Annotated in this window: 32 protein-coding genes and 2 tRNA genes; 19 read left to right on the top strand and 15 right to left on the bottom strand. The window is 53.0% G+C overall.

What is annotated here, in order from left to right; translation table 11 throughout:
- Both rpoZ and folK read right to left on the bottom strand, forming a co-directional pair.
- Window positions 1-354 carry a DNA-directed RNA polymerase subunit omega gene (gene rpoZ, locus ACPGUT_RS00855; RefSeq protein WP_423988334.1) on the bottom strand — a complete coding sequence of 118 codons (354 nt, stop codon included), beginning with the start codon at window positions 352-354 and terminating at the stop codon, window positions 1-3.
- A gap of 120 nt (window positions 355-474) precedes the next feature.
- Window positions 475-1,068 carry a 2-amino-4-hydroxy-6-hydroxymethyldihydropteridine diphosphokinase gene (gene folK, locus ACPGUT_RS00850; protein WP_423988333.1) on the bottom strand — a complete coding sequence of 198 codons (594 nt, stop codon included), beginning with the start codon at window positions 1,066-1,068 and terminating at the stop codon, window positions 475-477.
- Window positions 1,069-1,181: 113 nt separating this feature from the next.
- On the opposite strand from folK, the gene ACPGUT_RS00845 reads away from it, so the two are divergent.
- The 5 genes from ACPGUT_RS00845 (at window position 1,182) to rnhA (ending at window position 4,101) form a co-directional block, all read left to right on the top strand.
- Window positions 1,182-1,748, top strand: coding sequence for an NYN domain-containing protein (locus ACPGUT_RS00845; RefSeq protein ID WP_423988332.1), 567 nt, complete (start codon window positions 1,182-1,184; stop codon window positions 1,746-1,748).
- 140 nt (window positions 1,749-1,888) lie between these two features.
- Window positions 1,889-2,842, top strand: coding sequence for a 4-hydroxy-3-methylbut-2-enyl diphosphate reductase (gene ispH, locus ACPGUT_RS00840; protein WP_423988330.1), 954 nt, complete (start codon window positions 1,889-1,891; stop codon window positions 2,840-2,842).
- 12 nt (window positions 2,843-2,854) lie between these two features.
- Window positions 2,855-3,046 (top strand): hypothetical protein, encoded by a 192-nt coding sequence (locus tag ACPGUT_RS00835; protein WP_423988329.1) that lies wholly within the window; start codon window positions 2,855-2,857, stop codon window positions 3,044-3,046.
- A gap of 1 nt (window position 3,047) precedes the next feature.
- A complete protein-coding gene (locus ACPGUT_RS00830) occupies window positions 3,048-3,650 on the top strand; it encodes a class I SAM-dependent DNA methyltransferase (protein WP_423988328.1) in 603 nt (200 codons plus the stop codon).
- Window positions 3,643-4,101: a ribonuclease HI gene (gene rnhA, locus ACPGUT_RS00825; protein ID WP_423988327.1), complete on the top strand. Its 459-nt coding sequence runs from the start codon at window positions 3,643-3,645 to the stop codon at window positions 4,099-4,101. The genes ACPGUT_RS00830 and rnhA overlap by 8 nt, the downstream gene beginning before the upstream one ends.
- Before the next feature lie 53 nt (window positions 4,102-4,154).
- Here the strand turns inward: rnhA and ACPGUT_RS00820 are convergent, their stop codons facing one another.
- From ACPGUT_RS00820 to def (ACPGUT_RS00795), 6 genes are read right to left on the bottom strand one after another with little or no spacing between them, the layout of a single operon-like run.
- Entirely contained in the window at window positions 4,155-4,397 is a 243-nt protein-coding gene (locus ACPGUT_RS00820) for a GlsB/YeaQ/YmgE family stress response membrane protein (protein WP_423988326.1), read from the bottom strand.
- Window positions 4,397-4,633 (bottom strand): hypothetical protein, encoded by a 237-nt coding sequence (locus ACPGUT_RS00815; RefSeq protein WP_423988324.1) that lies wholly within the window; start codon window positions 4,631-4,633, stop codon window positions 4,397-4,399. Before ACPGUT_RS00815 ends, ACPGUT_RS00820 begins: the two co-directional genes overlap by 1 nt.
- A gap of 10 nt (window positions 4,634-4,643) precedes the next feature.
- Window positions 4,644-5,549 (bottom strand): methionyl-tRNA formyltransferase, encoded by a 906-nt coding sequence (gene fmt / locus ACPGUT_RS00810; RefSeq protein WP_423988323.1) that lies wholly within the window; start codon window positions 5,547-5,549, stop codon window positions 4,644-4,646.
- On the bottom strand, window positions 5,549-6,064 hold the full coding sequence (gene def, locus ACPGUT_RS00805) for a peptide deformylase (RefSeq protein WP_423988322.1): 516 nt from the start codon (window positions 6,062-6,064) through the stop codon (window positions 5,549-5,551). Before def (ACPGUT_RS00805) ends, fmt begins: the two co-directional genes overlap by 1 nt.
- A complete protein-coding gene (def, locus tag ACPGUT_RS00800; RefSeq protein WP_423988320.1) occupies window positions 6,054-6,521 on the bottom strand; it encodes a peptide deformylase in 468 nt (155 codons plus the stop codon). Before def (ACPGUT_RS00800) ends, def (ACPGUT_RS00805) begins: the two co-directional genes overlap by 11 nt.
- A gap of 3 nt (window positions 6,522-6,524) precedes the next feature.
- A complete protein-coding gene (def, locus tag ACPGUT_RS00795) occupies window positions 6,525-7,046 on the bottom strand; it encodes a peptide deformylase (RefSeq protein ID WP_423988318.1) in 522 nt (173 codons plus the stop codon).
- Between the two features lie 94 nt (window positions 7,047-7,140).
- Here def (ACPGUT_RS00795) and ACPGUT_RS00790 point away from each other — a divergent pair, with 94 nt between their 5' ends.
- Window positions 7,141-8,313, top strand: coding sequence for a MalY/PatB family protein (locus ACPGUT_RS00790; RefSeq protein ID WP_423988316.1), 1,173 nt, complete (start codon window positions 7,141-7,143; stop codon window positions 8,311-8,313).
- Window positions 8,310-8,849 (top strand): L,D-transpeptidase family protein, encoded by a 540-nt coding sequence (locus ACPGUT_RS00785; protein WP_423988315.1) that lies wholly within the window; start codon window positions 8,310-8,312, stop codon window positions 8,847-8,849. Before ACPGUT_RS00790 ends, ACPGUT_RS00785 begins: the two co-directional genes overlap by 4 nt.
- Here ACPGUT_RS00785 and ACPGUT_RS00780 read toward each other — a convergent pair.
- On the bottom strand, window positions 8,846-9,196 hold the full coding sequence (locus ACPGUT_RS00780) for a hypothetical protein (protein ID WP_423988313.1): 351 nt from the start codon (window positions 9,194-9,196) through the stop codon (window positions 8,846-8,848). The two genes, ACPGUT_RS00785 and ACPGUT_RS00780, sit on opposite strands and share 4 nt — an antisense overlap.
- A gap of 225 nt (window positions 9,197-9,421) precedes the next feature.
- On the opposite strand from ACPGUT_RS00780, the gene ACPGUT_RS00775 reads away from it, so the two are divergent.
- Window positions 9,422-10,411, top strand: a complete 990-nt coding sequence (locus tag ACPGUT_RS00775; RefSeq protein ID WP_423988311.1) for a glutathione S-transferase family protein — start codon at window positions 9,422-9,424, stop codon at window positions 10,409-10,411.
- On the opposite strand, the gene ACPGUT_RS00770 is transcribed toward ACPGUT_RS00775, so the two are convergent.
- Window positions 10,393-10,755, bottom strand: a complete 363-nt coding sequence (locus tag ACPGUT_RS00770) for a response regulator (RefSeq protein WP_423988309.1) — start codon at window positions 10,753-10,755, stop codon at window positions 10,393-10,395. The two genes, ACPGUT_RS00775 and ACPGUT_RS00770, sit on opposite strands and share 19 nt — an antisense overlap.
- A gap of 511 nt (window positions 10,756-11,266) precedes the next feature.
- On the opposite strand from ACPGUT_RS00770, the gene ACPGUT_RS00765 reads away from it, so the two are divergent.
- The 3 genes from ACPGUT_RS00765 to ACPGUT_RS00755 all read left to right on the top strand — a co-directional run bounded on the left by ACPGUT_RS00765 (window position 11,267) and on the right by ACPGUT_RS00755 (window position 14,426).
- Window positions 11,267-12,244: a threonine-phosphate decarboxylase gene (locus ACPGUT_RS00765; RefSeq protein WP_423988307.1), complete on the top strand. Its 978-nt coding sequence runs from the start codon at window positions 11,267-11,269 to the stop codon at window positions 12,242-12,244.
- Window positions 12,241-13,167 (top strand): adenosylcobinamide-phosphate synthase CbiB, encoded by a 927-nt coding sequence (gene cbiB, locus ACPGUT_RS00760; protein ID WP_423988305.1) that lies wholly within the window; start codon window positions 12,241-12,243, stop codon window positions 13,165-13,167. Before ACPGUT_RS00765 ends, cbiB begins: the two co-directional genes overlap by 4 nt.
- An 80-nt stretch (window positions 13,168-13,247) precedes the next feature.
- Window positions 13,248-14,426: a lytic murein transglycosylase gene (locus ACPGUT_RS00755; RefSeq protein WP_423988303.1), complete on the top strand. Its 1,179-nt coding sequence runs from the start codon at window positions 13,248-13,250 to the stop codon at window positions 14,424-14,426.
- A gap of 94 nt (window positions 14,427-14,520) precedes the next feature.
- Here the strand turns inward: ACPGUT_RS00755 and smc are convergent, their stop codons facing one another.
- On the bottom strand, window positions 14,521-17,976 hold the full coding sequence (gene smc / locus ACPGUT_RS00750; protein WP_423988302.1) for a chromosome segregation protein SMC: 3,456 nt from the start codon (window positions 17,974-17,976) through the stop codon (window positions 14,521-14,523).
- A gap of 200 nt (window positions 17,977-18,176) precedes the next feature.
- On the opposite strand from smc, the gene ACPGUT_RS00745 reads away from it, so the two are divergent.
- On the top strand, window positions 18,177-18,629 hold the full coding sequence (locus ACPGUT_RS00745) for a GNAT family N-acetyltransferase (RefSeq protein WP_423988300.1): 453 nt from the start codon (window positions 18,177-18,179) through the stop codon (window positions 18,627-18,629).
- 6 nt (window positions 18,630-18,635) lie between these two features.
- Here ACPGUT_RS00745 and ACPGUT_RS00740 read toward each other — a convergent pair whose 3' ends face one another.
- The gene (locus ACPGUT_RS00740; protein WP_423988299.1) at window positions 18,636-18,905 is read right to left on the bottom strand and encodes a hypothetical protein; all 270 of its coding nucleotides are present in this window, start codon (window positions 18,903-18,905) and stop codon (window positions 18,636-18,638) included.
- A 235-nt stretch (window positions 18,906-19,140) separates the two neighbouring features.
- Here ACPGUT_RS00740 and ACPGUT_RS00735 point away from each other — a divergent pair, with 235 nt between their 5' ends.
- Window positions 19,141-19,521 carry a hypothetical protein gene (locus ACPGUT_RS00735; RefSeq protein WP_423988297.1) on the top strand — a complete coding sequence of 127 codons (381 nt, stop codon included), beginning with the start codon at window positions 19,141-19,143 and terminating at the stop codon, window positions 19,519-19,521.
- Between the two features lie 114 nt (window positions 19,522-19,635).
- Window positions 19,636-20,175: an NADPH-dependent FMN reductase gene (locus tag ACPGUT_RS00730; protein ID WP_423988296.1), complete on the top strand. Its 540-nt coding sequence runs from the start codon at window positions 19,636-19,638 to the stop codon at window positions 20,173-20,175.
- Here ACPGUT_RS00730 and ACPGUT_RS00725 read toward each other — a convergent pair.
- Entirely contained in the window at window positions 20,172-20,576 is a 405-nt protein-coding gene (locus tag ACPGUT_RS00725) for a VOC family protein (RefSeq protein ID WP_423988294.1), read from the bottom strand. The two genes, ACPGUT_RS00730 and ACPGUT_RS00725, sit on opposite strands and share 4 nt — an antisense overlap.
- A 62-nt stretch (window positions 20,577-20,638) precedes the next feature.
- Between ACPGUT_RS00725 and ACPGUT_RS00720 the strand changes: the two genes are divergently transcribed.
- Window positions 20,639-21,445, top strand: coding sequence for an FAS1-like dehydratase domain-containing protein (locus tag ACPGUT_RS00720; RefSeq protein WP_423988293.1), 807 nt, complete (start codon window positions 20,639-20,641; stop codon window positions 21,443-21,445).
- On the opposite strand, the gene ACPGUT_RS00715 is transcribed toward ACPGUT_RS00720, so the two are convergent.
- On the bottom strand, window positions 21,442-22,491 hold the full coding sequence (locus ACPGUT_RS00715) for an NAD(P)/FAD-dependent oxidoreductase (protein ID WP_423988291.1): 1,050 nt from the start codon (window positions 22,489-22,491) through the stop codon (window positions 21,442-21,444). The genes ACPGUT_RS00720 and ACPGUT_RS00715 overlap by 4 nt on opposite strands.
- A gap of 59 nt (window positions 22,492-22,550) precedes the next feature.
- Between ACPGUT_RS00715 and mnmD the strand changes: the two genes are divergently transcribed.
- The 4 genes from mnmD (at window position 22,551) to ACPGUT_RS00695 (ending at window position 24,474) form a co-directional block, all read left to right on the top strand.
- Window positions 22,551-23,234, top strand: coding sequence for a tRNA (5-methylaminomethyl-2-thiouridine)(34)-methyltransferase MnmD (gene mnmD, locus ACPGUT_RS00710; RefSeq protein ID WP_423988290.1), 684 nt, complete (start codon window positions 22,551-22,553; stop codon window positions 23,232-23,234).
- A gap of 10 nt (window positions 23,235-23,244) precedes the next feature.
- On the top strand, window positions 23,245-24,129 hold the full coding sequence (locus ACPGUT_RS00705; protein WP_423988288.1) for a DMT family transporter: 885 nt from the start codon (window positions 23,245-23,247) through the stop codon (window positions 24,127-24,129).
- Between the two features lie 187 nt (window positions 24,130-24,316).
- A tRNA-Glu gene (locus ACPGUT_RS00700) sits at window positions 24,317-24,391 on the top strand.
- A 6-nt stretch (window positions 24,392-24,397) separates the two neighbouring features.
- Window positions 24,398-24,474 (top strand) — tRNA-Met (locus tag ACPGUT_RS00695).
- A gap of 373 nt (window positions 24,475-24,847) precedes the next feature.
- Here the strand turns inward: ACPGUT_RS00695 and ACPGUT_RS00690 are convergent.
- Complete coding sequence (locus tag ACPGUT_RS00690) at window positions 24,848-25,498, bottom strand: ribonuclease T2 family protein (protein WP_423988286.1); 651 nt, start codon at window positions 25,496-25,498, stop codon at window positions 24,848-24,850.
- Window positions 25,499-25,630: the final 132 nt, after the last annotated feature.

Genomic DNA, 25,630 nt, shown 5'->3' with positions numbered 1-25,630 from the left:
TTAACCCTGGCCCTGTGCTTCCATCAGCTGGCGCAGCAGGCGCTCTTCACTCATATCGTCGTCCGCAGGTTTATCTGCCTCAGCGCCCATCAAAAGTGCCATTGCATCTTCTTCCGGTTCATCAACTTCGATCTGGGTTTGGTTGCTTTCGATTGCGCGTTCGCGCAGCTCATCAGCAGTTTGTGTTTCGTCCGCGATTTCGCGCAGTGCAACAACAGGGTTCTTGTCATTGTCGCGATCAACCGTAATTTCCGCACCCGCAGAAATTTCACGTGCCCGGTGAGAGGCAAGCATAACCAGTTCAAACCGGTTCTGTACTTTGTCGACGCAATCTTCAACCGTAACGCGGGCCATGGGAGCTCCAATTTATAGCGGATGTCTGAAACCGATGATTTACGCTGCGATGCAACGGAATTCAAGCAACATTTGAATCAATCCCCTGATCCCGTGCAATTCTTTCCGGTTTCCGACAGATTATGTCCCCATTGGCTGATCTACAGGCCGAATTCCCGCACATGCCCCCTCCGGAAGTGCCGAAATCAGGGTTTTCAACGACTGCCCGGTTACCGGATGCACCCAATCCGGGACCACATCCTGCATGGGCAACAGCACAAATGCCCGGTCAGTGATTCGGGGGTGTGGCAGGATAATCTCTTCCGGCGCACGCTCCATTTGTGTCGATAAAGATAGGTTGCGCCAGAAATCGAAGGTCTCGAGATCGGGCAAAATAATTTTTTCTACAGCCAATAAATCAAGGTCTAGGGGGCGTATCCCCCACCTTTTCAGTCGCTTTCTACCAGCATTTTCTTCAACCTCATGTAACCTTATCAGCAAGTCTTCAGGTGCTATTGTGACCTTCAGAAGGGCCACCGCATTTACAAAATCGTTACCGATTCCTTCTGGAAAACAAGGGCTATGGTAAAAATGGCTGACCTTCTCGACATCGATCTCTTCGCTGGTCAGTTCCCTGAGGGCATTTTGTAGCCTTTCAGCCATAAGATGTGATTCGCCGGTATCATTTGCACCCAGTGCAATCAGCGCCCTCATCGGGCTAATGTTACTTTTCAACTGCGTCCCCCCTGCCTATATGCAATAAATGTGGTAAGTTTCGAACCTGAGGTCGCCAGGCCTCTCGTAATTAGTAAATCGGGACGGAACGTTAAGATACCGAAAGGGATTTCATGTTTTATCGAGACGAACGGCTGGCGCTGTTCATTGATGGCTCTAACCTATACGCTGCTGCAAAGTCACTGGGTTTTGACATCGACTACAAATTGTTGCGACAAGAGTTCATGCGCCGTGGCCGAATGCTGCGTGCGTTTTACTATACTGCGCTTCTGGAAAATGATGATTATTCACCGATCCGACCTCTGGTCGACTGGCTGAACTATAATGGGTTCACAATGGTCACCAAACCGGCACGGGAATATACGGATTCCATGGGTCGCCGTAAGGTGAAAGGCAATATGGATATCGAACTTGCTGTGGATGCTATGGAGCTTGCGCCCCATGTCGATCACATTGTCCTGTTCTCCGGGGATGGAGATTTCAGGCCACTGATCGAAAGCATTCAACGTAAAGGTGTTCGTGTATCTGTGGTGTCTACCATTCGCTCGCAGCCCCCAATGATCTCAGATGAACTTCGCCGCCAGGCGGATAACTTCATCGAACTGCAGGATCTCAAAGATGTAATCGGGCGGCCTCCGCGCGAAAACTTTGATCCCGCAGCGCCTGAGACACCTGAGTAAACTATCAGGATTATGACAACTATGGGCGCGGCAGACCACGGCGTCGCGCCCATAGATCCCTTTCCGGTTCCCAGCTGACGCTAGGTATGGACCTCTGCAGTCTCCGCGCCTAAACATAGGGCAACAAACAGGACGGCAGCATGACCAAACTTCCCCCACTGACCATCTATCTTGCCGCTCCGCGCGGTTTTTGTGCCGGTGTTGTGCGCGCCATTCGTGTTGTGGAAATGGCACTAGAAAAATGGGGCGCACCTGTCTATGTGCGCCACGAAATCGTGCACAATAAATTTGTCGTCGACGGGCTGAAAGCCAAGGGCGCAGTGTTTGTCGAAGAATTATCAGATTGCCCGGATGATCGTCCGGTCATTTTTTCCGCCCATGGCGTGCCAAAATCCGTACCTGAAACCGCCACCGCGCGCGAAATGATCTGGGTGGATGCCACCTGCCCACTGGTGTCCAAAGTGCATATCGAAGCCGAACGTCACTCCGCCAACGGCTTGCAGATGGTGATGATCGGTCATGATGGGCATCCCGAAACCATTGGTACTATGGGACAACTGCCCGACGGTGAAGTCTTACTCGTCGAAACCCCGGCAGATGTCGCAAAGCTTAACGTCCGCGACCCGGGACAACTGGCCTATATCACCCAAACCACTCTTTCTATTGATGACACCGCAGATATTGTCGACGCCCTAAAAACCCGTTTCCCGGCCATCGTCGGCCCGCATAAAGAAGACATCTGTTACGCCACCACCAACCGCCAGCACGCGGTCAAGGCGATGGCACCAAAGGCTGATGCGATCCTAGTGATCGGTGCACCCAATTCCTCAAATTCCCGACGCCTGGTCGAAGTCGGAGCCGCTGCCGGATGCAATTATTCGCAACTGGTAGAACGCGCGACCAACATCGATTGGCGCGCGTTGGAAGGGGTGAAATCAGTCGGCTTGACAGCGGGTGCATCCGCCCCCGAAGTTCTGATGGATGAGGTCATTGAAGCTTTCCGCACGCGTTTTGATGTTAATGTCGAACTTATTGAAACCGCTCAAGAAAACATAGAATTCAAAGTGCCGCGCATCCTGCGTGTACCGGCCTAAGGATCCAGTAATATGTCTCCTGAATTTCTGCTAATCGCTTTGATTGTTGTCTGCGCCCTTGGCAGCGGTGTGATCTACGGTGTGTTTGCTTCTTTCGAACGCCACAAAGTTCTCGAAAGCCCCCGTGCACGGGCCTGGATTAGACGTGCTTTTGCAGCAAGCTTCGCCGGGTCTGGCTTGAATTTTGCATTCGAAAAGGCCTGATATGACAGCCGATTTAGAAACCATAAAAGTCTACAACGCCCCCAGCGCCGATTACGCGGATATCAATCTTAAAGACGCTGCATCGCCAGAACTTCTCGCTTTCATCGATCGCTTGCCGGTCAAAGCCCATGTATTGGATCTCGGTTGTGGTCCCGGTCACATGGCAAAAACCATGATCGACGCAGGCCATGTGGTTGACGCCGTTGATGCTTCGCCCGAAATGGTAAGTCTTGCACATCAGGCCATGGTTCCAGCGCGGGTCGCTCGCTTTGAGGATATCCATGAAGACCAAATCTATGACGCGATCTGGGCCAGCTTCAGCCTGCTGCACGCCCCACGCGAAGCCTTTCCAGCCCTTCTCGGTCAACTCAGCAGCGCCCTAATGCCAGGCGGACTGTTCTACATTGGGATGAAACTTGGACACGGTGAACATCGCGACAGTATCGGACGTCTTTACAGTTACTTCACCGAGGATGAGCTGCTGATACATCTCGCGAATGCTGGCCTGACAGATCCGCAGATCACGCGTGGATCTTCTATCGGACTCAGCGGTGAAGAAGCACAACACATCACAATCACACTACGAAAGCCTGACAATGCCTGATCTTCACGCCTGGACCGATGGTGCCTGTTCCGGAAATCCTGGCCCCGGTGGCTGGGGCGTGCTTTTGCGCGCGCTAGACGGAGAGAACATCCTAAAAGAACGCTGCCTGAAGGGCGGCGAGGGTGAAACCACCAACAACCGAATGGAATTGATGGCGGCAATATCGGCACTTGAAACACTGGAACGTGCCTCTGAGTTGACCATCACCACCGACAGTTCATACGTCAAAGATGGCGTCACAAAGTGGATTTTTGGCTGGAAGAAAAACGGCTGGAAAACCGCGGCGAAAAAACCGGTGAAAAACGAAGATCTGTGGAAACGCCTTGATGCCGCCCAGGCCCGTCATCAGGTGACGTGGAAATGGATCAAAGGACATGCCGGTCATGCAGAAAATGAGCGTGCCGATGAATTGGCGCGGGAAGGTATGGAACCGTTCAAGAAGAAGCGCTGAGCCGTTTCAAAATTTCAGGCTACGGATCGAATACACCGTAACAAATTTAAAATTCAGCGTGTCGGTCCGTATTTCTGCCATAACCAGATCAACAGAATGGCCGCCAGAACTGCTCCGACAAAACCGCCAAACCAACCCGCAACATGAGCAACAAAACGCAGCAGTACGCCACCAATGATCGCCCCCAGAACACCAATAGCGACAGTGGTCAGGATGTCTGTTTCAAGATCCATCACACGGGTTGCAATAAAGCCTGCCCCCGCTCCGATAATCAGTAAAAAAATAATGATCCCCATTACTTCCTCCAGTGAAAAGGCACGATGATCAGGGCGCCGACCGACGAAATAATTGCATTCATTCCCGGTGAGGAAAAACCAATTCCAAACATGATGCGCACAAAATAAAATAGAAATGCACCACCGACGCAAATGATGATCGACTGCAGATAACCATTCTCCGTAAATCCAGATTTTTCAGAGGCATAGCCTATAATTCCGGCGATTACGACCGTTCCCATCAAGACCAGAAACATGTATTTTCCTTTATAAAACCGTGCCTTTTTCAATCGGCTTGCCACGTTGAAACACATCCGCATCCTGCGCAGCTTTCCCGGCACGCTGCAAGCGTTTCAGGCGCACAGCCCCCGTACCACAGGCAATAAGCAATTGGTCGTCAAGCACTTCTCCTGGCTGACCTTCGCCCTCTGCCAACTCAGATCCATGCAGCTTCAGGCGTTCTTTTCCCAACATACACCAGGCCCCCGGAAATGGCGAAAGACCACGGATCTGACGGTCAATTTCTACGGCGTCACACATCCAATCAATTTGCGCCTCTGACTTATCAATCTTGTGGGCATAATTCACACCTGCATCAGGTTGCGGCACCGGCGCCAAATCGTCATATTTCTCAAGAGATTGAACGATCAGATCCGCCCCCATAACCGCCAGGCGATCATGCAATTGCAAAGTGGTTTCAGTTGCACCAATCACCAGTTCATCCCGCAGTAGAACGTCCCCCGTGTCCAGTCCTGCATCCATTTGCATGATGCATACGCCAGTTTTCTCATCCCCAGCCATAATCGCACGATGGATGGGCGCAGCCCCCCGCCAACGCGGCAGCAACGATGCATGAATATTCAGACAACCCTTTGAAGGGGCGTCCAGAATCGATTGTGGCAAAATAAGACCATACGCCACGACAACCGCGATATCCGCCTTCAAATCGGCAAAGGCCCCGACATCCACCGGATCTTTGAAATTCAGCGGATGGCGCACAGCCAGACCAAGTTCCTCTGCCCGTGCCTGCACAGCGGTCAGCCGGTCTTTCTTGCCACGCCCTGCAGGACGCGGTGGTTGGCAATAAACACAGGCAATTTCATGCCCGGCATCAATCAACGCGTCCAACGCTGACACTGAAAAATCAGGAGAGCCCATAAAGATGACGCGCATCACTTGCCCCCGGACTTCATGAATTTTTGCGCTTTTTTTACAAGCATCTGGCGTTTCACAGGTTTCAGGTGGTCAAAGTACATTTTTCCCGCAAGGTGATCGATCTGGTGCTGAACAGAGGTTGCCCAGATGCCTACGAAATCGCGTTCTTCCATCATCCCATCCGCGTTCATAAATTCGACCGTCACCGCACGTGGACGGCTGATCACGGCAGAGACACCAGGCAGATTTGGGCTGGCTTCTTCGTGTTCGCGCAATTGCCCCGAGGCATGCAACACCTTTGGGTTCGCCATTAATACAGCCTTGCCACGTTCATCCGACGCATCCACCACCGCAAGCCGCTGCATCACCCCGATCTGCACTGCCGCCAATCCGACACCCGGCATTGCATCCATCGTAGATACCATGTCTGCCCAAATCTGACGGATTTCATCTGTGATCTCAGTTACATCAGCTGCAACCGTGCGCAGACGCTTGTCAGGCCAGGCCACATAGGCACGTGAATTACCCTGCATGTTCATCCTTCCGGTAATCAATACATAAGACCCCGTTCAGGTGATCCAGTTCATGTTGCACACAGGCCGCCGCAAAGCCTGTAAATTCTTCGCTATGTTCTGTGCCCTGCAGGTCCTGCCAGCACATGCGCACCGATGCCGGGCGCGTCACCGATGTCAGATCTCCGGGAATCGACAGACACCCTTCCTCACGGCTTGCCGTCATTGCGGACACAGCGGTGATCTGGGGGTTCACAAAAACCATCGGGCTGCGCCGACCTTCTTTCCAGGTCACGTCCATGACGAACATCCGTCGCGTGATCCCCACCTGAGGTGCGGCAAGGCCACGGCCAGGCGCATCATACATGGTTTCCAACATGTCATCGGCAAGCGCCGTCAGCATGTCGTCAAAGCGATCTACAGGATCACACATCTTACGCAAAACCGGGTCCGGATGTTCAACGATTTTGCGGATCATACGTTATCCCCGTGCCATTTCACGTTTTAATTTCTGCATCTTACGCGTAATCATCTGACGCTTCAGGGGTTTCAGATAATCGATAAACAACGTGCCTTCCAAGTGGTCAATCTCGTGTTGAACACAAGTCGCCCAAAGCCCATCGAATTCTGCTTCGCGGATCTCGCCATCACGATCCATCCAGCGCACAGCAACCTCAGCTGGGCGTTCGACCTCAGCATACTGATCCGGAATGGAAAGACAGCCTTCGTCATAGACACTCCGGCTTTCGCTCTCGTGAATAATCTCTGGGTTAAACATCACGATCGGCGCGGGATCCACATCATCATCTTTTTCGCAATCCAACACGATCAACCGCTGCAAGATACCCACCTGGGGGGCCGCAAGGCCAATGCCAGGTGCATCATACATTGTGGACAGCATATCATCGGCAAGCTTCTTCATCTCATCGGTCACAGATGCGATGGGGTCACAAACCTTTTTCAGGCGCGGGTCGGGATGGATCAAGATCGGGCGTATGGTCATGGGCTTGATTTAAGACATGCGCGCCCGTGTTGCAACGCCTCTTGCACCCGAGAACAAAGCCTGTAACGTGCTGCACAACAGAGAAGGAACTGACATGAATTTCGACGAGATTATCGACCGGCGCAACACACATTCTGCCAAATGGGACGCGATGGAGCCCGTTTACGGCGTTCCGCGTGACGAAGGCATTGCGATGTGGGTGGCCGATATGGATTTTCGTCCACCTCAATCTGTGCAAGACGCGCTTGAGACAATGAAAGATCAGGGCGTATACGGATATTATGCCGACGAAAAATCCTACAAAGATTCAATCTGCTGGTGGATGGAAACCCGTCACAACTGGACAGTGGATCCGGCCGCAATCTTTACCACCCACGGTCTGGTAAACGGCACATCCATGTGTGTGGACAGCTTCACGAAACCAGGCGACGGCGTGGTTCTATTCACCCCGGTCTATCACGCCTTTGCCCGCGTCATCGAAGCATCTGATCGCCAGGTTGTCGAATGCCCATTGGTGGTAGAAAGCGGTAAATACAAACTGGATTTCGCGGCATATGATGCGCAAATGACCGGCAATGAAACCATGCTGGTGTTCTGCTCTCCCCATAACCCTGGTGGCCGTGTCTGGTCGCGCGACGAATTGCAGGGCGTCATTGATTTCGCGAAACGCCATGATCTTATTCTGGTATCTGATGAAATTCACCACGATCTGGTTTTCCCTGGCGCCACCCACATTCCGATGGCGAACGTAGATGACAGTGTCGTAGATCGTCTGGTGATGATGACCGCAACGACGAAGACATTCAACATCGCAGGCAGCCATTCCGGCAACGTCATCATCCATGATCCTGATCTGCGCGCACGTTTCCAAAAACGCATGAATGCCATGGGGATCTCGCCAAACTCCTTTGGCATCTACATGGCCGAAGCTGCATATTCCGAAACGGGTGCCGCCTGGCTTGAAGCACTGATCGCTTATCTCGACGAAAACCGCCGTATCTTGGATGAAGGTCTGAATTCCATTCCCGGCGTGAAATCCATGCCAATGGAAGCAACCTATCTTAGCTGGGCAGACTTTTCCGGCACAGGCATGAACAGTGACGAATTTATCAAGCGTGTTCAGGAAGATGCCAAGATCGCCGCCAACCACGGCATCACATTTGGCAAAGGTGGTGAACAATACTTGCGCTTCAACTTTGCCACGCCACGCGCAAATATCATTGAAGCCGTCAGCCGCCTGAAAGACGCCTTCAGCGATATGCAGTGAAACGTTTCTTAAGAAACCTTGTCCTGGCGATTTTTGCAGTTCTGGCAATTTTCGCCGGGGCAATCTACTGGCTGCAACATTTTGCACCGCCCCCCCTGCCGCCGGATCCTCTGACCGGGCAGATTGATCATATTTTTATTGAGAAATCTGAACGTCGCCTGACGGTTTTTCGTCAGGGCAAAGCCCTACGCAATTACCGAATTTCTTTGGGTTTTGAACCTATAGGTGACAAATTTCAGGAAGGTGATGGCAAAACTCCGGAAGGCTTGTTCACCATCAACCGGCGCAATCCGCAAAGCGCCTATCACCTGTCTCTTGGCATCGATTACCCACAGGCTGATGACCGCGCGCGTGCCCAGGCGGCCGGTGTTTCGCCTGGCGGTGACATTTTCATACATGGTCAGCCCAATGATAGATTCGGGATGACCGCAATTCCATGGGACTGGACAGCCGGATGCATTGCGGTTTCCGATCCGACCATACAGGAATTATGGCGCATCACCCCAGACGGCGCCACTGTTGAAATCAGACCTTAAGACGACCCAAGCAACGCGATTGGCGCATCCTCTTCGCGCACAAAATCCAGCGGCGCGCGATCAAGAACAGCAGTGCTGCGTTTGAAATCGTAGTTCATGCGACCGAACTCTTCTTCAGACGCCACAATCAAACACTGATACAGGTGGCGCGAACCATCAAACAGATCGACCAATCCGCGTAATTTCGGCGCGTCAGCTGCATCTAACGAGAACCCGGTATCCCATAGTTTCAGCACCGGATACATTTTTTCATCCACTTGAACGCGCAGACGACTGCTGCGTTTTTCGGCCTTCAGACGTGCCTGATCCAGACCGTCCTGTACTTCCTGAGAAATATACGTAGACATGTTTAACCTTTTCATCACCCACCCCCATTCTTGCGCGCTTACGGTGAAAATCAAGTTAACCTTTTGTCTGTTCTGAATTTTGCTGCGCGAATATCACATGCCCCCAATAAAGTTTCTTCTCAGTACCCTCATGTCCGCACAGAAAATGCGCGCAGATGGACACTTTCGGATCAACGCGTTTCCATAGATCCTAGCATGATACATCCGCAGGAAAGGGAATGTGCAATGGGGCTTTTGGTTGACGGGATCTGGCAGGATAGCTGGTATGATACAGCATCTGAAGATGGCAAATTCAAACGCCAAGAAGCAGGTTTTCGCAACTGGCTTACCTCTGATGGCACAGCCGGCCCATCCGGACGCGCCGGATATGCTGCGGAAAGTGGTCGGTATCATCTATATGTGTCCCACGCTTGCCCATGGGCCCATCGCGCGTTGATTTTTCGTGCGCTTAAGGGACTGAAAGACCACATCTCAATCTCTGTCGTCCATCCGGATATGTTGTCCGATGGCTGGACATTCGCCACTGATTTTGACGGGCTGAAAGGCGATACATTGCTTGGAAAACGTTTCATGCGTGACGTTTACCTTAAGGACACCCCGGACCTGACCACACGTGTGACCGTGCCCGTACTATGGGATAAAGAAACCAATACGATCGTTTCAAACGAAAGCTCCGAAATCATCCGGATGTTTAATTCTGCCTTTAATGACATTACAGGAAACACCCTAGATCTTTGGCCCGCCGCCCTGCGCAGCGATATAGAAGACATCAATCAACGTGTTTATAATGACATTAACAATGGTGTGTATCGCGCGGGATTTGCCACATCTCAACAAGCCTATGATCAAGCCGTGCATCAATTGTTTGATACGCTTGACTGGCTAGAAAACCGCCTTGCCGATCATCGCTACTTGGTTGGCAACCGTCAGACAGAAGCAGACTGGCGCTTGTTCACAACGCTTATCCGATTTGATCCGGTCTATCACCTACATTTCAAATGCAACCGCAAACGCCTGATCGATTATCCAAATCTCTGGGCATACACACGTGATCTGTTTCAGACGCCCGGCGTAGCAGAGACCATACATATGGATCACATCATACGGCATTATCATTACAGCCATGACACGATTAATCCGAACCGCATTATACCGATCAATCCTGTACTAGATTATTCAGAACCACATGAACGTGGTCAGTTGGCGCCTGCGTAAAAACGTACCATTTCGGTCAGATCCGACGGACAGGTTTCACGCTGCACGACGGCACGCAAATTCGGGATATGTTGGAAAAGTGTTCCGTCAGAAAAGAAGGATGTGTTGGTGACAAAAACCACCTGCGCATCTGGCTGACGGAAACTGGCATGATCAGCCAAGGCAAGAGCACTGCCACCTTCCAGAACCAGATCTAGAATGATGACGGAGAATTCCTGTTCCATCAGGATTTCTGTCGCAGTTTCCTGGTCCCGGGCAAGTGTCACATCACAATCAGCACGCTCAAGATGTCGTTTCCAAAGCTGACCCAGCTCCTTTTTTGATTCAACGATCAGAACGCGCACATTGTCCTCCAAAATGGACCTCCCTAGGTCAATAATTTTTAACTGTTTCGTGGCGAACTTACTACCTGGTCAAAAGTTCAAAGTCGCCGCAAAAAACTGATACTCAGTACCCTGAGTTGATTTTTCGGCAAAATTTCGCCTTTAGCGCGGGGAAACTTTATCCGAAAGCATCACATCCCAATAATACCACCATCTGATCGCACTTGTTATAGAACTTCCTGTGAAGCTATCCTTCCGCTGGCAAGGCGCTGAGAAACCTTATAAATAGGGTAATATCCGTATATTCACGGTATCGCCCCTGAGATGAAATCAATTAAATTCCCGACATCTCACCATCCCACACAAAAACGTAAGCTTCTGTAATATTCCGAAAACCTCAGGTGGTTCAGGCCAAATCTACAGGGCGGCAAATTACGAATTCCGTCATCACGAATCAATCTGCCAGCTTCCCCCCGGGAATCGCACAAGCTAAAAGACCGCAACGACTCACGCTAACAGGACGATCCCCGGAATGACCCACGCCCTTCTGAAGCAGGCAACACGCGATCACGGCGGCGGACTGGATGCGGCTATACAGACATTTGGCGGCCGGCGAGACCAGTGGCTAGACCTGTCGACCGGCATCAACCCAATCCCTTGGCCATTGCCTGAATTCACCACAGACGCCTGGACGCGTCTTCCTGATCAGGGTGCAGTGCGCCAACTTTGTGATGCCGCGCGCGATTTCTGGAACGTCCCAGATGGCGCTGACATACTACCATGTCATGGCGCATCTGCTGCCATCGCGCGCCTGCCTGCTCTGTCCCAGGGGCGCAGCGTACAGATAACAACACCCACCTATAATGAACATGCTGCGTCCTTTCGAAACCACGGCTGGGATGTATCAGATCACGCAGGTGACTGTCGTGTTGTTGTTCATCCAAACAACCCGGACGGGCGTCTCTGGAATGCAGAAGAATTGACATCATCCTTCACCGTGATTGATGAAAGCTTTTGTGACATCTGCCCGGATCAAAGCCATATCACACGTGCCACACGCCCCGGCACTATAGTCCTGAAAAGCTTTGGGAAATTCTGGGGTCTGGCTGGCCTGCGACTGGGCTTTGTTATTGGTGACCCTGCACTTGTTGGCCATCTGCGAGAAATCCTCGGGCCTTGGTCTGTATCCGGCCCAGCACTCGAAGCGGGCACAGCAGCCTTGCAAGATCTGCAATGGGCCAGTGACACCCGCACACATCTTGCGTCCGACACAGACCGTCTGGACACATTGATGGTGAAAGCTGGGCTCAGAAATCCCCGTGGGACCACGCTCTTCCGACTGTATGACACAGCCAACGCCCAAACCTTACAAAACCACCTGGCCCAGCATCACATCTGGTCTAGGATCTTCCCATATTCAGACAGTTTTATCCGTCTGGGCCTGCCCGGCACAACGGCGCAATGGCACCAGCTGGAAACTGCAATTTCAACAATGGAACTCTCCGTATGATACCTGTATTCGCCCTTTTGTTTGACGCATTGATCGGTGATCCGAAAACCCTATGGGCCAAACTGCCCCACCCTGCCGTTCTTATGGGGCGGCTGATTGGCTGGGCCGACACCCGTTTTAATGATGACGAAGATCCGGATGCCACACGCCGCGTCAACGGGATCCTGTTTTGCATCGCCCTGGTCATTGGTGCTTTTGTTCTTGGAAAGCTCCTACAGGCCCTTCCATTCGGCTGGCTTATCTCGGTGGTGTTGGGCGGGATACTTCTGGCACAGCGCAGCCTGATCGATCACGTTCAGGCCGTTGCCGATGGATTGCGCACGTCACTGCGCGATGGTCAGATCATGGTAGGCCGAATTGTTGGCCGTGACACCTCGGCCATGGACGAATCCGCCGTCTCTCGCGCAGCTATCGAAAGTGCTGCCGAAAACTTTTCAGATGGTCTGGTCGCCCCATTGTTCTGGTTTATCATCGGCGGTCTGCCCGGCCTTCTGGTATATAAAGCCGTCAACACTGCGGATTCCATGATCGGATATCGCACCCCACGCCATCAAGCTTTTGGCATGGCCGCTGCCCGGGTTGATGATGCCCTGAACTGGATCCCGGCCCGCCTGACAGCCTTACTCATCCTGCTGGCAAACGGTCAGTATCAGCTGCCGTTTTTCCTGCGTCCGGATGCTAAATTGCATCGTTCCCCAAATGCCGGTTGGCCCGAAGCCGCCATGGCACGTATCCTAAGTATCGCACTTTCCGGCCCCCGCTCCTACGAAGGCGAAATGCGCGATTTTCCTTGGGTAAATGAAAATGCGCGCAAAAACGCGGGCATTTCTGACATCGAAAGCGCCACTCAGGTGCTTTGGAAAACATGGGGCCTGTGTCTAGGTCTCGCGCTTCTTATGGCGGCGATCCGCGCAATTTCCTGATCCTGCAAAGATGAACAACCACGCGCGTTGCCAGACGGTGACGTGCGACCTATCCTGCGCCAAATTTGCAGGAGCATCATATGCGATTTTCTTCTTTTCTGGCAGGCGCAGCCCTGCTGATTTCCACGACAACGGCCTACGCCCAAGGCTGCGGCGGCGGTTTCAACAATTTCGTAAACGGTCTGAAGCGCGAAGCACGCCAAAGCGGCCATGACCGGGCAACCGTTGATCGTTTCTTCGCCAACGTCCGCCAAGATCAGGCCACGTTACGTGCAGACCGATCACAAGGTGTATTTCAGAAAGATTTCCTTGAATTTTCCCAACGTCTGATTTCCCAAGGGCGCATCGACAATGGCCGCCGCAATGCGCAACGTTACAGCGCTGTTTTTGACCGGATGGAACGCGAATATGGCGTCTCCCGTGGTGTTCTTCTGGCCTTCTGGGCTTTTGAGACCGATTTTGGCGCAGTCCAGGGCGACTTCAACACCTTGAATTCACTTGTAACCCTTGCCCACGACTGCCGCCGCCCGGAACTGTTCCGCCCTCAGGTGTTCGCAGCGCTTGAGCTTTACGAACGTGACAATTTTGATCCTGCGCGCACCCAGGGTGCGTGGGCCGGTGAAATCGGCATGGTGCAGATGCTGCCCGAAGACATCATCCGCAACGGCATTGATGGCGATGGCGATGGCCAGGTCAGCCTGAAAACCTCTGCACCTGACGCCTTGCTCTCTGGTGCCAACATGTTGCGCAGCCTTGGTTGGCGCGCGGGGGAACCCTGGCTTCAGGAAATCACCGTGCCATCAAATCTGGACTGGGCCCGCACCGGCCTGAACCACACGGCATCTGTGCGCGACTGGCAACGCATGGGCGTCCAGGCCCGCGAAGGCAACCTGGCCGCAAACAATTTGCAGGCATCCGTTCTGCTGCCAATGGGGCGCAACGGCCCGGCTTTCCTCGCCTATCCGAATTTCCATGTATACTTTGAATGGAATAAAAGCTTCGTCTACGTGACCACTGCCGCCTATTTCGCAAACCGCCTTGAAGGGGCTGCACGTTATAACGCGGGGAACCCGACGCCTGCGCTCTCTGGAAATCAGATGGAAAGCCTGCAACGAAAACTGCAGAACCGTGGTCATGATGTTGGTGGTGTAGACGGCATCCTTGGCGCAAAAACCCGCGCAGCTGTACAGGCCGAACAAATCCGTCTGGGTTTGCCCGCAGATGCCTGGCCCACAGTTGAACTGCTCAACACGCTCTAAGCTAAAATGGGGCGATGAAATTTCGCCCCATTTCCTCTTGTCTCAAATACCCTAGGGAAGTCAGCTTGCTGATGGGGCTGCGCCCCCTTCCCCGTTACGCCACGAGAGACTCAGCGTTTTTCAGATCCACTGAAACCAGCTGGCTCACGCCTTGCTCTGCCATCGTCACACCAAACAATCGATCCATCCTGGCCATGGTCACTGCATGGTGGGTGATGATCAAGAAACGGGTTTTCGTGCGGCGACACATTTCATCCAACAGATCACAAAACCGCGTGACGTTCGCGTCATCAAGCGGCGCATCGACCTCGTCCAAGACACAAATTGGGGCGGGGTTTGCAAGGAACACCGCAAAGATCAGGGCCATGGCTGTCAGGGTTTGTTCGCCACCTGACAACAGGGACAGTGTCGAAAGTTTTTTACCCGGTGGCTGACACATGATCTCAAGCCCTGCTTCCAGCGGATCATCGCTTTCCACCAGAACAAGCTTTGCCTCACCTCCGCCAAACAGATGCGTAAACAACACTGAGAAATTTGAATTCACTTGATCAAATGCCGCCAATAGGCGTTCTCGCCCTTCCTTGTTCAGACTGGCAATTCCCGAACGTAGCGCCTTAATCGCCTCTTCTAGGTCGTCCTTTTCGATCGCAAGTGCGTCATGTTCTTCACGCACCTCCTTGCTGTCTTCTTCCGCCCGCAGGTTCACTGCACCCAGCGATTCACGTTGACGTTTCAGCCGGTTCACATCAGCTTCAATCGTCTCAACGGGTGGCATTGCATCCGGGTCGATCTCTAGGGTTTCCAGCAGAACAGCAGGTGTGCATTCCTGCTCTTCATTGATGCGTTCTTCGGCATAGCTGACCGCCTCACGCGCAGCTTCCGAACGGGCTTCACCACGGGCACGGGTTTCACGCGCTTCCGATGCCGTACGTTCAGCCGTACGCTCGGCCTCTGTCACCTCACGCAGGTTTGTTTCGCCTTCCGCCAAACAGTCTGCGGCTTCTATGCGTCGTTCCTGCGCTTCTTCGATGGCATCCGTCAACTCTTCGCGTTTCGCCGCCAGTTCATCAGGTGCAGTTGACGCATCTTTCAGTTCAACCAAAGTTTTTTCGCGGCGTTCATCGACTTCAGCCAATTGCTTTTCAGCAGTCTGCAAACGGTGCCGCCAGCCGGACATCTCTTTGATGATTTCCTGCTTGCGCTTCAGTCGCGCTTCGCCTTCTCGGCGTAGTTCCTCATAGGCGGATCGTTTTGACATCATAGTCATACGGGCCGCTTCAACGGTCATTTTGATGTCTTCGACAGACGCCCGCGCGGCATCCAGATCACCCAGCCCAGCCACCTGTGCCTCGGCTTCCTGAACGGCCTGACGCGCTGACATAGCCTCTTCTTCAAACCGCGCCACCGCAAGACCAAGGCTTTCAAGCTTGCCACCGGCAATGGACAAATCAGCTTCGGCAGATGACATAGCGCGGGTCGCATCCGCAAGCGCACGATCTGCGTGTTTGCGCGCTTCACGCGCAGCGCGGTCTGCTTCCGTACGTTGCGATAAAAGACGCGTCAGATCTTCATGCCCCTGCACCGCAGTTTCCGCACGTTGTGTTGCATCTTCCATGGCCCGTTTCAGTTCAGCCAAGCGGTTCAACTGTTGCAAACGCATTGCCGCAGCAGACGGGGCATCCTCGGCCCCCAAACGAAACCCATCCCAACGCCAGAGATCGCCTTCACGGCTGACCAGACGTTGCCCAGGCAACAAAGCCGCCTGCAAATCGGGCCCATCCGCCTGTGACACAAGCCCTACCTGTGCGATCCGACGGGACAGAACATCGGGCACGGTGACATGCGACCCAAGCGGAGCGGCCCCGGCAGGCAGATCCTGGGTCACATCATATCCCGGCATCAGAGCCCAACCAGATACATCTTCAGCAGAAATTTCAGGCGACTTCAGATCATCCGCCAGCGCTGCGCCCAGCGCCAGTTCGTAACCATCAACCACTTTCACATGATCCAGCAACTGGCCATGTTCGCCTCTGTCTCGCTCCACAAGCCGCGCAAGCGCTGCCACCTCTGCCCGCAAGGCATTGGCTTCCCCTTCTGCTTCTGAACGTTCCGCACGGGCATCAGATTCCTGTTCTTGGGCTTCTTCCCTTGCTTGGTCCGCAACACTTAAGGAGATATCAGCTTCTTCTGCTGCGGCCTGGGCATTTTCTCGGGCGTCAGATGCAATAGTCAGACTGTCTCGTGCCTGAACTTCGGCTTCCTGCGAAAATGCCATATCCTGGCGGGCACGTTGTGCATCACTTTCGTTTTTCGCCAGTGTTTTTCGGGTATCATCCAGCAAACGGTTCACCGACTGGTGCCGTGCAGCAAGACGGGCTACATCTTCTGTCAGCTCTGCAAGATCGTCTTCGCGTTCTTGCAGGATGGATGCACCTTCACGGCTTTGGTCTTCCGCGATATACAGCTTTTCCTCATGTCCATCTGTCGCCTTGGCAATCTGATCCTGTTCCCACTCTAGACGTTCGATGGTTTCACCCGCATCGCGGTTCAGCCCGGTTTCACGTTCTTTGTCACGCACTAGCTGTTCAATCCGAGCTTCCAACCGTTCAATCACCTGGCGGGCGTTGTCTTCCTGATCACTTAATGTGTCACGTTGCACCTGCAGGCGTTGCAGCAACGCGGCTGCGATGGCTTCTTCTTCCCGCAATGGGGGCAGTTTTTCATCCGCTTCGATCCGCAGCTTAGCCTTCTCGCGCACCTGACTTTCTGCCTGTGACGCCAGAACAATCGCTTCGCGCAGATGTGCATCTGCAATTAAACGAGCTTCATCTGCTTCTTTCCAGCGACGAAACAGCAAAAGCCCCTCAGCCCTGCGCAAATCGGTACCAATAATACGATAACGTTCTGCCTGACGGGCTTGACGGGCAAGCGTTGCAATCTGGGCCGCAAGCTGATCAATCACATCATCCACACGGGTCAAATTGGTTTCAGCACCTTTCAGTTTCAGTTCTGCCTCATGGCGACGCTGATAGAGCCCCGAGATACCAGCGGCTTCCTCAAGAATCCGGCGGCGTGCTTTGGGTTTGGAATTGATCAGTTCCGCGATCTGGCCCTGACGCACAAGCGCGGGGGAATGTGATCCGGTCGATGCATCAGCGAACAACATCTGAATATCACGTGCGCGGACATCTTTGGTGTTCGCTTTATACGCGCTGCCCGCATCCCGGGTGATCCGGCGGGTGACTTCCAACACGTCTTCTTCGTTAAACCCCGCAGGTGCCAGACGTTCTGAATTATCAATATGCAGGACAACTTCTGCAAAATTGCGTGCAGGACGTGTCGACGCCCCAGCAAAAATCACATCTTCCATGCCCCCGCCACGCATCGCAGATGGCCGGTTTTCCCCCATTACCCAGCGCAGCGCTTCCAGCAAATTTGATTTGCCACAACCATTCGGTCCGACCACGCCAGTCAGCCCTTCCTGTATCAGAAGGTCCGTCGGATCAACGAAGCTTTTAAAGCCATTAAGTTTAAGGCGTGAAAACTGCAAAATCTGCCTGTTACGATTCTAATAGTGCACCAACTTGTGAAACTGGCAGGGCTGAGTCAACGAAGAATACCCATGGCCGGTTTCAACCGTGGCCTGCCCTCCACAGTCGATCTGCACGAATTTTGGGCAATTCCCACGTTCTACGTTGCTTTTACACACAGGGAAACGTCAGGTTTCCTTAGTCCCGCACAGGAGAAAACATGTCCGTTGTTATTGAAACTGGTGATCCCCGAGATCCCGCAGCAACCCGCCTTTTGCAACAAAGTCACGCGCTAATGCAGGATCTGTTTCCCGCAGATAGCAATCACTTCCTGTCCATTGACGCCCTGTGTACGCCAGACATCCATTTTTTCGTCGCACGTGTGGACGGTGCGATCATGGGCTGCGCCGCGCTTGCTGCAAAAGATGGCTATGGTGAGCTAAAATCCATGTTTGTCGATCCAGACGCACGGGGCAAACAGTTGGGGCAGAAACTGCTGGCTCATATTGACAACGCTGCAGCTGATCTAAAGCTGCCCCTGATCCGGCTTGAAACCGGTGATGCCCTGAAGGCTGCCCACAAGCTGTACGAAAATCACGGCTACGTCTATCGTGGCCCCTTTGGTGATTACCCGGATGATCCAATCAGCCTGTTTATGGAAAAACCTGTCTGACCTAGATTAACACACAATCCGCGCCCGGATCAGGGCCGCATCACCATGCAGGTTACCATCCGGAATGCGACATCCGGAAACCTGTTCTATCGCGATGCGCGCCCTAGGGAAAACGGTGCTTATCCTGGCCGGGAACTCAAAACTTGTCCGGACCGCTTCAGCCGCATTACCTTTGATATACACAGTGAACAGGGAACCCTCTACGGTCACTTCTTGGCCAGAAACACCCATCATTCGAACACCGGGTCCGGAACAGGCCGCAGACAAGAGTGCCATACTCAGCACCACAGAGATGTTTAGCCTTTGCATGATCTGCGCCCTTAGACAGTGACTTCACATAAACAGCCTGAGCCAACCCTGGTTAACAGAACGTTAAGAAATTAGTTTTCAAAAATTCTTCACAACTTTGACTCAATTCACTTTTAGCCTCGCAATCATAAGTGGTTTTTCTTTTTACCCACTTAACAAGTTCCGGATCCTAAGGGTCCATTATCGTAAAACAGGGAAGTACATGAAACGCGCAATTTTCTTACTGCTCGCTCTCACCCCCAGCTCTATTTACGCGCAGGCGGAACATGGAGAAAGCGGAGAGCACCAAATCACTGACATGCTGACCATCGGACATCATTACGAATGTATTTCCGAAAAAGATCTGTCCCATGTTTTCACTGTTCATCAGAATGCCGGTGAAGAAATCGGCACTTACGCAATGAACGGTGAAGAAAAGGAAGTCATGATCTTTTCCGGTCTCGATACTGTCAGCTATGTCTACATAAAGGACAATTCTTCGATCAACCTGACGGTACACACGGACAGCGGCAAATTTGAAGTCAGCTACGGTGGTGATCTGTTTGGTGAAGAACATGGCACCTGCACGCTACTCGGGTCTTAAATCGCAACTTCTGTGCGAAATCGCGCAATAGATGTATATATGAAAAGGTTTACCTGCGCGCACAGCCCGGCCATGCTGGGGGCAGATATGTTCACACAGCACAGGTAAACCCATATGTCTGACTTTTCTCTTCTTGGTCTTTCCGGATCCCTGCGTCAGGATTCTTTCAACCGTAAACTTATCCGCGAAGCCGGGCGTCTGTCCGGTGCGTCATTTACCGAAGCCGATTTGAACGTCCCACTTTACGATGGTGATGTCGAAGCAATTGATGGCATCCCGGCCAGTGTCCAGACCCTCGCTGATCAGATCGCGGCGGCCGATGCCGTCGTCATTTCCACCCCCGAATATAATCAGGCCCTGTCTGGTGTTCTGAAAAATGCGCTTGATTGGGTCAGCCGTACCGAAGGCAATCCTTGGAAAGACAAACCTGTCGCAATCATATCTGCCGCTGCGGGCCGTGCAGGTGGTGCACGTGCGACTTACAGTCTGCGCCTTGCAATGACCCCCTTCCAACCCCGCCTTCTGACCGGACCCGAAGTCGGCATTGCCGGTGCACATAACGAATTTGACGATAACGGGCATCTCAGCAACGACCGATACGCACAAGGCCTGACAACCCTGATGGAAGCCCTAAAGGCCGAAGCCATCCGTTAAATCTGGTTAGAAATCTCGATCAGATTGCCATCCGGATCGCAAATATAAATCGACATCAAAGGCCCGCAAGCCCCGGTTCGGTGCAGTGGGCCTTCGATTATGGTCACATCATGATCCACAAGATGTGACTGCCAATCCTCCAGATCCGTTCCACTGAGAAAACACAGATCTGCAGTCCCAGGGCTTGGGTGTTGTGCATGGGGTTCAAACTCCTGCCCCGCCTGGTGCAAGTTAATTTTCTGAGCCCCAAACTGTAACGCATAACGTGTAGATCCATCTGCCGGCTGGAACTCGTCCACCTTCATGCCCAGCACGCGGCCATAGAAGGCGATGGTTGTTTCTAGACTGGCCACAGTCAGAACCAGGTGATCCAGCGAAGTGAGTTGCGGTCTTTCGGACATGCCAGCACCATACCATCACATCCACGCCTGACAATTGCTTCGTCACGGGATATGATCCGCCTATGATACATAATATCGGCAAACAGCAGGTTATTTCCTGCCAACTTGACCCTGCCCGTGCGCAGGCTTTGCATGTGGTCCTGGGCTGTGACGGTGATACCCCCAAGATCAGTGATTCCCTGCCCCCTTTCTGGCATCAGATCTATTTCTGGGATCCCCTGGCCGAAGCCCAACTTGGCCGTGACGGACATACGGCAAAAGGGCAATTCATCCCGGATCTGGGTCTGCCACGTCGTATGTGGGCCAGTGGCGCGTTGCTATTTCATGCGCCGCTGTTGATTGGGCACGAAGCTGTAAAAACCTCTACCATTGAAGACGTTCAATTGAAAAACGGGCGCTCTGGCCCGCTGGGATTCTGCACAATACGGCATGATATATCGCAAAACGACAAGCTCTGCGTTACCGAACGCCAGATCCTTGTGTTTCGCCAAGATCCCGCCCCGGATGGCCCTAAACCGGTTGTAAAACAGGCCCGTGTCGACGAGATTCGCAAGGTCACTCAAATCTTCAGTCCCACAACCTTGTTCCGCTACTCTGCCCTGACACTGAACGGCCATCGCATCCATTATGATGAACCCTATGCGCAAGACGTAGAAGGCTATCCCGGCATCGTCGTGCACGGCCCGCTTTTGGCGCAGATCATGATGCAAATGGCTGCTGAAAAAGGCGATTTGGCCGGATTTGAATGGCGCAATTCAGCGCCCTTCTTCGCCGGAGAGGACGGGGATTTCTGCGAATTCAGTGATTGCTGGCAATTGCGTGGCGCAGATGGTCGTCTAATCGTCGAAGCCAGCGCCAAATATCGCTAAATATTTGCCTCAACCCGAAAATCATCCGGGATAGTATCGACATCATCCAACACAAGATCCGCCATAATCGTTGCGATCTTTGGGGCCATGCCAAAACCGATCTTAAAGCCACCATTGCTGACAAAAACATTCTGCGCACCGGGCACGGCACCAATCATCGGCGCACGAGATTTGGCACGCGGACGCACACCGGCCCAGCGTTCCACCACATCAACCCCTTGCAAAACCGGAACAGCTTTCATTGCCTTTTCGATCACCGCATCAAGCTGTTCATCTACGCTATCAGGGGATTCAAATTCACGTTCCGAAGTCGAACCTATTGCCACAGTTCCATTCGCATGCGGCACAATATGAACGCCATCCGCAAACAGTTGCGGCGCGTCGCCGGCGTCATAATTCAGCAAAGCCCCTTGCCCCTTTACACCATTTCCAACAGGTTTTTCGAAGACTTCTGACAACTCCAGCAAACCCTCATATCCCGTCGCGTAAACAACCTTGCCCTCAGGTTCAGGTTCCGCATCCACAGGCAAAATTCGTCCGCCTTCCGCCTTGATTGCCGCAACCAGCGCAGCGCAGGCTTTGCGCGGGCTCAAACGTGCAGTCAGCGTGTCATGGATCAGCCAGCCACTGGGGGTTTTTGGGGCCCATGCCCCGGCTCTCTCAGCCTGAACGACATCCCAACGTGCCTGTCCTTCCCAAAGAACCTTGGCGTTTTCCAGGCGCGACCGTGCCAACAATAATGCCGCCCCATCCGAAATCGGCTGCAAACGTCCAGACCGGCTGTATCCCGGGTCCATGCCCGCCGCCGCACCGATTTCTGCCCAAAAGGGTTCTGCCATCATAAGGCTTTCAAACTGAAAGGCTTTCTTCGGGTTCCAGTTTTCCGGCACATGGGGGGCAAGTGCCCCGACCAGACCACCGCTGGCCCCAGCGCCAGGTGCACGTTTATCCCAGACCTGTACCTTTGCACCACGTTGCACACAGGTCCAGGCCAGCGTCAGCCCGGCAATCCCCGCGCCATAGATCGTCACATCAGCCATTGCCATTTCCGTGTGCTTTCGTATTGGTAAACCCTGCTTTCACCTCTGCACCTTTGGGGCCTCAGATGCAAGATACACAAGACCCGCAACTCTCTTGGCGTGATGATGGCGTGCCTGTCTCAGACCGCTTTGATGATCCGTATTTTTCCGTCGTCAACGGGCTTGAGGAAACGCGTCATGTTTTCCTAGGCGGCAATGGCCTTCCCGCGCGCTTTCGCGATGGGTTTCACATCGCAGAACTGGGTTTCGGCACGGGATTGAACATGCTTGCGACATATCTGATGTGGCGGGAAACAGATCAGACGGGCACGTTGCATTTCACATCCTTCGAAGCCTTCCCAATGCAGGCTTCTGAAATGGATCAGGCCCTGTCTCACTTCCCCGAAGCCCACGCCATTGCTGCACCTTTCCTAGATCAATGGAACGCAGGCAACAGACAGATCGAACTGCCCGGGCTTGTCGCAAACATACATATTGGGGATGCACGTGAAATATTGCCCAAGTTAAATTTATTCGCAGACGCATGGTTTCTTGATGGTTTCGCCCCCGCAAAGAACCCCGAGCTCTGGTCCACAGAAATTTTACACGGGGTCGCAAAGAACACAGCAAAGGGCGGGACTTTCGCCACATATACAGCAGCAGGCTTTGTGCGTCGCACATTAGACGCCGCCGGATTTGATGTGACCCGCGTGCCGGGCTTTGGCCGCAAACGCCATATGAGCACCGGGATTTTAAGGCCAGAAGGTTAAGGACCACAAAATGAGCGAAAACAACACCCGCCTGGGGATCTGGCTGATGACCGCCACCACCCTGGTTTTTGCGGTGCAAGACGGGCTCTCGCGCCACCTAGCTGATGAATACAACGTTTTGATGGTGGTGATGATCCGCTATTGGTTCTTCGCCGCCTTTGTCATTTTTCTTGCGAAACGTCAGGGCATTCTAACCCAGGCGCTGAAAACCGAACAACTTGGCCTGCAGATTTTTCGTGGTGTCCTTCTGGCCGCGGAAATCTGTGTCACGGTGCTGGCCTTCGTCTGGCTTGGCCTGATCGAATCTCACGCTGTTTTTGCCTGTTATCCGCTTATTGTCGCCCTCTTGTCCGGTCCAGTGCTGGGGGAACAGGTGGGCTGGAAACGGATGATCGCCATCGCCATTGGTTTTGTGGGTATCCTGATCATTCTGCAACCAGGCAGTGGCGTCTTTTCCATTGCGGCCCTTGTTCCGCTACTGGGGGCTGCCATGTTTGCGCTCTATGGGTTGCTCACACGATATGCCTCCCGCAAGGACAGTGCTATGATCAGCTTTTTCTGGACAGGTATTGGCGGTTCCGTCGCGATGACATTGGTGGGCATCTGGTTCTGGAAACCCATGGCGAGTGACGACTGGGTCTGGATGATAACATTATGTTTCTCTGGGGTTCTGGGCCATTGGCTGCTGATAAAATGCTATGCCGTGGCCGAAGCCAGCGCCGTGCAACCTTTTGCTTATCTGCAACTGGTCTGGGTCAGCATACTGGGCGTAACCCTTCTTGGGGAAACCCTGCGCACCAATGTGATGATCGGCACAGTTGTGGTTGTTGGTGCCGGCGTCTTTGCGCTTTGGCGGGAACGGGTGGCCGCGAAAAAGGCGATCAGAAACAACTGATTCCATCGGAACCATCCCGAACAGACCCGGATTTCGCCTTGTGATCCGGGATTTCGACAGGTCAATGTTTCCCCATCGGCACAGCCCAAAAACCATGGCGCAGAAAAATCGAAAAAGAATCCAAAATCTTCTGTTTTTCCTCTTGCCGAGTCTCCGGCGACAAGCTAATACCCGCTCACCGAACGGTGCTCCCTTCGTCTATCGGTTAGGACGTCAGGTTTTCAACCTGAAAAGAGGGGTTCGATTCCCCTAGGGAGTACCACGGTATGGCGCGGTAGCTCAGTTGGTTAGAGCGCTCGACTCATAATCGAGAGGTCGGGAGTTCAAGTCTCCCCCACGCCACCACCGTCAATCTCAAAAAAATTCCACACTAAATCAACCGACTTGGTTCGAGCACGCTCGTCACAGGCTATTTTTTACGATAAGCTAGTAGCAGATACTGGCTCGCTAGAAGTTCCATGGTGATTTTGTCAGGAGCTATTTCACCTACCAGAACTTTTTCAGCGATTTCGATAGCGTGAGATGAGGGTTTTCTATTCTTCATTGTTTTCTTTCATTTGCAAACGGTAGGGGTAAAAATATATCAACGCCGACAAGGTAGGCAAGTATCAAAAGCGAAAAAACACTACATATAGCAATCACCTGGAAAGTGATTACCATATATGGTGAACATTTTCAAATGATCACTCTTTGCCCTACCATGTATTCCGATCGATAATTACCGCAACACCTCAAACAAAGCCCGTTCCGCACGGCAATCCCGGATCACATCTTCACCGCAGGTGCGGGGTTCCATTTCAGGCGTCAGACAGATCCGCACTTCCTGAATATGGTTGTCACGGCAGGTCACCGATATCATATCAGGCTCTAACGCTGGGTTTTCCTTCAGGAAGGCTTCTTCAACCACACGGGCAGGCAAGCGCACAGCATCATCAAGTCGACGAAACACAGACGGGCGCGTGACCTGACCATAAGCATCCCGTGACAGCGCGTAATAGTCATCCGACGACAGCCCAGTACAGCGCCCGTGTTTGTTCCATTGATGCCAAGCCAGACCAGACGAGCCCATGATATCAGCCATCTCTGCCGTATCGCCACGCGTTGGGTTACGGTGGTTCGTTGGACAGTAAGACGGCCAACCGCGCTCGTACTGCGGCCAAAGACCGTGCAAGATCCAGCCATGACCTGATCCATCTTCGCACTGCGGAGAATTGCGTGCATCACCTTCCAGCACACACCAGTTTGGTGACCAAGAAAGGCTTAACACATAGTAATCAAAATCACCGGCGCGTTCGCCATCCGCCTGGGCAAATGTTGCAAAACCTGCAAATATCAGCGTCAGAATCTTTAAAAACTTGCAATTTTGCATTTGCTCTTCCCTCTTTTACAGCTTGGTATTATATACAGGATAAGTTCCCCGACAATGTGAACCCGCCTGGCTGGCAAAACCGCCACAGGCCGCCCTTTCGGGGGCACGAAAAAGTTATGGTTTCACACTGTC

Origin of the sequence: Halocynthiibacter sp., from assembly GCF_049608145.1 — a bacterium.
Classification (GTDB): domain Bacteria; phylum Pseudomonadota; class Alphaproteobacteria; order Rhodobacterales; family Rhodobacteraceae; genus Halocynthiibacter.
Note: the sequence above shows the minus strand (reverse complement) of the source record. Positions and strands in the feature narration are given on the sequence as shown.